We start from the raw sequence: 5,256 nt of genomic DNA, 5'->3' as shown, positions 1-5,256 counted from the left end.
GTGGCGGGCATGGCCCTGCTGCTGCTGGCCCCCGGCACTGTCTGGGACGCGTGGGGCGTGGCGGCGGCGCTGGCAGGCACGGTGTGCATGGCCATGGGCACGTTTCTCTCGCGCCGCTGGCAGTCCGGCCTGCCGGTGCTGGCCTTTACCGGCTGGCAACTGCTGCTGGGCGGGCTCATGCTGGCGCCGGTGGCCTGGTGGGCCGACCCGCCTTTGCCCGCACTCACGATCACACAGGCTGCTGGGTACGTGTACCTCTGCCTGGCGGGGGCGCTGGTGGCCTATGTGCTGTGGTTCCGGGGCATCGAGCGCCTGCCCACGGTGGCCGTGGCGTCGCTGGGACTGCTGAGCCCGCTCACTGCGGTGGTGCTGGGCTGGGCGCTGCTGGGGCAGGCTGTGCGCGGCGTGTCGCTGCTGGGCATGGCCACCGTGCTGGGCTGTGTGCTGGCGGTGCAGTGGGCCATGGCGCAACGTGGCGCGGGGCGCTGAAACCCCTGGCGCCCCGTTCTCCGGTTGGCCGCCATGACGCTGATGATGGTGGCCGAGGGCATGGGCCTGGCCAGCGCACCCATGGGCGGTTTTGACGCAGCGGGGGCGGCGAGCCCCTGCCGATGGCGAGATTCCCGACAGCGGGAAGCTGGCGCGACTTGTCGTCTCACGCAGCGATGGCTCTGTGCGCGCCGACCCTCCCAACCGGCGTCAGCACCACGGGCGCGTGGGTGACTGCAGGCATCGGGGCGCTGCTGCCAACGGTGCCAAGCTGGAACACCGAGACCAATTGGACAAGGTCCAAGGCCTGGGTTTTCATGCTGTTGGCAGCGGCAGCCATTTCCTCCACCAAGGCTGCGTTTTGTTGGGTGGTTTGGTCCATCTGCATCACGGCCTCGCCCACCTGACCGACGCCTTCGCTCTGCTCTGAGCTGGCAGCACTGATTTCGCTCACTATTTCCGTGACGCGCCGAATGGACTGGACGACCTCAGTCATGGTCTGTCCGGCCTTGTCCACCAAGGCCGTGCCCTGCTCTACACGACTGACGCTGGCGGAGATAAGCTCCTTGATTTCCTTGGCAGCTTCTGCCGAGCGGCTGGCCAGCCCTCGTACTTCACTGGCCACGACTGCAAAGCCTCGCCCCTGCTCTCCCGCGCGTGCGGCTTCTACCGCCGCGTTGAGCGCCAGAATGTTGGTTTGAAAGGCAATGCCATCGATGACGCTGATGATGTCTGCAATTCTCTTGGAGCTGTCGTTGATGCCTTTCATTGTCTCGACCACTTGGGTCACCACGTTACCTCCTTGAAGGGCTACATCGTTGGCATCGCGAGCGAGCCTGTTGGCTTGTTGGGCGCTATCAGAGTTTTGCTTCACGGTGGAGCCCAGCTCCTCCATGGATGCGGCTGTTTGCTGAAGCGCACTTGCCTGGCGTTCCGTGCGGGCGGAAAGGTCGTGATTGCCTTGCGAGATTTCTGCACTGGCCGTCGAGACACTCTCTGCGCTTTGACGCACGTTGGCAACGATGTCGGCCAGTTTGGAACGCATGTGCGCCAATTCGGTGAGCAACTGGCCCGGCTCGTCCTTGGCCCCCTCGGGGATGGGGGTCGCGAGGTCACCCGCCGCTATGGCTGCGGTAGCCTTTACTGCCTGCTGCACAGGCGCGGTAATGGAAAGGGTGGTGGACCACGCCAAAAACAGCCCCGCGAGGATTGCCAGTACGGAGCTGCCGCCGATCCAGGCGATGCTGGATGTCGCCATGGCTGTGGTTTCCTTGAGGGTGCTGGCCACGCCTTCGTCCATCGTTTGGGTCAGCTCTTTCAGCACGCCTGCGTAGTTTTGAAAGATGGGCGCCAGCACGGCATCGGTCTGTGCGGCCACGTCCTGTCCGGCCTCTTTGGCCTTGACAAGTTCGGTTCGCTTGACGCGGTAGGCATCGCGCGCGGTGATGGCCTGCTCGTACAGCTGGGTTTCCTTGCCGGGTGATAGGTAGCTGCGCACCTCCTGCATGCGCTTGCTTTGCACCTCGACCACGGCAGACATGTCTTTCTTGAGCTTGTCGGCATGCTGGGCGTCGCTGGTTTTTAGGAACGCTTCGGTGCGCAGCCAGTTCATCTGAATATCGGTATGCCATTGCTGCACGATGCCCTGGCGTTTGAGTTCCGAGGTGGCGATATGTTCGTTGCTTTGCAGCAAGGCAGTGACGCTCATGATGCCGAGCGTGGCGATGACCAAGGTGATCAGCAGTAGCAGTCCGAACGCCACCCCGAGTCGAATGCCCAGTTTCAGGTCCTTAATGCGCATGACGGTTCCTTGAGGATGCAGTGGGAAAAGTGTGTGAAGACATGGCGGGGTCTGGAAACCCCGAGATCAGGTAGGTTTGACGCACCATTCAGGACAGGGCTGCAGCCCTGGTTTCGGTGGCGCTGATGTTTTGCAGTCGCTCGCGCACGCTGGCCAGGTAGTCGGCTCGCACGCGGCGGGCGGCGTAGTCGCGCGGTGCGTTGCGCAATAGCTGCTCCCAGGCTTCACTGCGCAGTTTTTCCGAGTTTTGGTGGCATTGCGCCAGCACCGCAGGTGTCGGCTCGGGGGCCTGGGCTTTGGTCATGATTTCATAGCCATAGTGGTGCATGAGTTCCAGCGCCAGGCTTTCGATGGTCTCGATTTCTTGGGGCTGTAGCTGGGTCTTGAACTTGTCCTTGTTTGCTGGCAGCGGGGCGAAGCGGTTGGACTCCCACAGTGCGGACATGCGGGAGAGGTCTTGCGCTTCCTGCGATGCCTCGATGTCCAGCATCTGCGGCAGGAACTCGATGCCTATGAAGTGGCAGATGCGCCGCAGCGTTGTTTCCTGGTCGCTCAGGAAGTCTTCATAGCGGATGGTCAGCACGCGATCCGGATAGCGCAGCGCCAGTGCGCGGCCTGTGGTGTGGGCCTTGACCCAGGCCAGTGCGTTGAGTGTGGTGTCGAAGTCGTGAATGATCGCCCGGTTCATCGAAGCCACTTGCGCCCGGGGGTCGCGCACCACGTTCAGAAAGCGCATATGGGGGAACAGCGCCATCAGTTCGTTGGCGTAGTGAACGCTGTCGAGCGCCTTGTCCATGGCCACGTGCGCCCCATGCTTTTCCGCGCTACGCAGCAGCAGTTCCCAAACGATGCGGTGCACGCTGCGGGGCTCGCCCTGCAGAGACTGGAAGACATCTTCGGCGTCAAAGTGAACCTCCGGCCACGGCACCATGCTGGCCTGCTGCAGCCCCACGACATCCTTGACCAACTGCCGGTAAGCGTTGTCGTTGCGCAGGTCGCCATACAGGGGCACCAGCGGCATGAAGTCCACGATGTGAAGTGGATAGGGGGAATGGAATTGCGGGCTGGCGTTCAGTCGCAGGCGCAGCGCATGGCTGCCGCAGCGCCGCAGTGGAATCATCAATAGCGGAAGAGGGCGCGTGGTGCGTTGCGGTTGGTTCATGGCCTGTCTGACTCCAGGTGCGTGAAGAACTCGTTGATGAATCGATCTATGTCCTGGTCGGGCAGGCGGTCAATGCCACCCGCACTATGGCGTCCGCCGCCAGCCGGGTAGCGGCTGCAAAAAATGTCAGCGCGGCTGGTGCTGCCGCTGCCGATGCGCAGGTTGACGAGAAAATCGCCGTCCGAACGGGGGGTGAGCACGGCGACCGAGCGCCCGTTGTTGCGCGCCACGAGCTGGTTGGCAAGGGTGCCGCACAGGCGCCGGGCCCATGCGCGGTCTGGCAGTACGTAGACGGTAGCCCTGTGGTTGGCGGAGTAGGGGACAAGTTCCCGCACGGCCTGCTGGTCGCTTGCATGGCCTTCTTGCAGGCGGCGGAACTCGTAAGCCTTTGCCATGAAGTCGATGGGGCTTTCGAATCGATGCATTGACCGGTACAGCTGCACGGGACAGAAATGCAGGTCTTCGCGGCTTTCGCCATAGGCGTTGTAGTTGAGCAGGTAGCCCAGCTGCGCAAGTGCGCCGCGTGTGGCGGCCGTGCAGCCATGTTCGCGCGCCATGTGGTCGGCCACGGAGTCCAGGTTGTCGCCATAGGCCGCCACGATGGCCCATTGGCGCAAGACGCCGCCCAGGTGGCGATCCACCAGGATGCTGGTGCAGACGTCCACGCCCGTATCGATGTGGGCGCTGAGCTTAGGGTGGCGGAAAAGGGTTTTTGCGCTGTGGTGGTCGAAGTAGGTCACCTGGCCGCCGCCATTGAGCACTCGGCACACGCCCTGCGCATTGCGGTCCCACGAGATGTCGAGCGCTGTCACCTGCAGCGGCCGCCCGGAGGGGAGCTGCTCGAACAGGGCAATGTCCCGTTTTACCCCGCTGATGAGAACGCTGTCGCGTGGCTCTACCAGGCGCAGCTGGTGCAGTGCGCACATTCCGTCGGCATCGCCGTTGAAGAGGTCATAGAAGTGCAATCCTCCGGGCGTGGTGGGGGGCGCCGAGGCGGATTCCTGAGAGTGGTCGGTAAACATGGAAAGAAACGTGCAAAAAAGACAGCCCTAGCGGATGTACCCGCGCTCACGCAGAAGCGTGAGCACTTGCGCGCAGGCGTCGGGCAGGCTCAGGTGGGCGGTATCGATGCTGAAATCGGGCGACTCGGGTGCTTCATAGGGGGCGGAAACCCCGGTGAACCCGGTCAGGCGACCAGCGCGAGCCATGGTGTAGAGGCCTTTGGGGTCGCGGCCTTCGCACACCTTCAGAGGGGTGCTGACATATACCTCCAGAAAGCGGTGCTCCCCAATGAGTGCACGGGCCATGGCGCGATCGCTGCGTTGAGGGGAGATGAGGGCAGTGAACACCATCAGCCCGGCGTCGTTCATGAGGGCCGCGACTTCCGCCACGCGCCGTATGTTTTCGGTGCGTTCGGCAGCGCTGAAGCCCAGGTCTCTGTTGAGCCGGTGCCTCAGGTTGTCACCATCCAGCACGAAGCTGGCAAACCCGAGCTCGTGCAGTTGCTCCTCTAGCGCGTAGGCCAGGGTGGACTTTCCGGCGCCACTCAGTCCCGTAAGCCAGACAGTGACGGGGCGCTGCTGCAGCAGGTGTTCGCGCAAGGGGGCGGTGACCCGCCCGGCGTGTGGGATTACCACCCTCAGTTCGGGGTGGGGCGGGCGCGATGCCGCAGCTGCGGGGGCCTGGTGTGGCTCGAGCGAAGAAGGAAGCGGCATGGTCTGTTCAGGAAGGTTTGTGGTCTGCTGAAGTGCACCTGCAGTCACTTGCACCGGATGGAGCAGGCGAAAAGCGGATGGCCCTGGAC

The 5,256-nt window shown here is 63.4% G+C and carries 5 protein-coding genes; 1 reads left to right on the top strand and 4 read right to left on the bottom strand.

Annotated features, from left to right (window positions below):
• A partial coding sequence (locus tag DBR12_RS06330) for an EamA family transporter (protein ID WP_146185484.1) occupies positions 1-489 on the top strand: 489 nt, incomplete at its 5' end.
• 166 nt (positions 490-655) lie between these two features.
• Here the strand turns inward: DBR12_RS06330 and DBR12_RS23470 are convergent.
• From DBR12_RS23470 to cysC, 4 genes are all read right to left on the bottom strand, one after another.
• Complete coding sequence (locus DBR12_RS23470) at positions 656-2,290, bottom strand: methyl-accepting chemotaxis protein (protein WP_108616488.1); 1,635 nt, start codon at positions 2,288-2,290, stop codon at positions 656-658.
• 88 nt (positions 2,291-2,378) lie between these two features.
• Positions 2,379-3,452, bottom strand: a complete 1,074-nt coding sequence (locus DBR12_RS06315; protein WP_108616487.1) for a sulfotransferase — start codon at positions 3,450-3,452, stop codon at positions 2,379-2,381.
• Positions 3,449-4,474 carry a hypothetical protein gene (locus tag DBR12_RS06310; RefSeq protein ID WP_233244328.1) on the bottom strand — a complete coding sequence of 342 codons (1,026 nt, stop codon included), beginning with the start codon at positions 4,472-4,474 and terminating at the stop codon, positions 3,449-3,451. The genes DBR12_RS06315 and DBR12_RS06310 overlap by 4 nt, the downstream gene beginning before the upstream one ends.
• A 27-nt stretch (positions 4,475-4,501) precedes the next feature.
• Positions 4,502-5,167 (bottom strand): adenylyl-sulfate kinase, encoded by a 666-nt coding sequence (gene cysC / locus DBR12_RS06305; protein ID WP_108616486.1) that lies wholly within the window; start codon positions 5,165-5,167, stop codon positions 4,502-4,504.
• Positions 5,168-5,256 lie beyond the last annotated feature (89 nt).

The sequence above is a fragment of the Acidovorax sp. HMWF029 genome, assembly GCF_003060895.1.
Lineage (GTDB): Bacteria > Pseudomonadota > Gammaproteobacteria > Burkholderiales > Burkholderiaceae_C > Acidovorax.
This window is presented reverse-complemented; position numbering and strand designations above follow the sequence as displayed.

Excerpts from the sequence above, each read along its gene's own strand:
- cysC (WP_108616486.1), bottom strand. The coding sequence starts at position 5,167 with ATGCCGCTTCCTTCTTCGCTCGAGCCACACCAGGCCCCCGCAGCTGCG.
- DBR12_RS06315 (WP_108616487.1), bottom strand. The coding sequence starts at position 3,452 with ATGAACCAACCGCAACGCACCACGCGCCCTCTTCCGCTATTGATGATT.
- DBR12_RS23470 (WP_108616488.1), bottom strand. The coding sequence starts at position 2,290 with ATGCGCATTAAGGACCTGAAACTGGGCATTCGACTCGGGGTGGCGTTC.
- DBR12_RS06310 (WP_233244328.1), bottom strand. The coding sequence starts at position 4,474 with ATGTTTACCGACCACTCTCAGGAATCCGCCTCGGCGCCCCCCACCACG.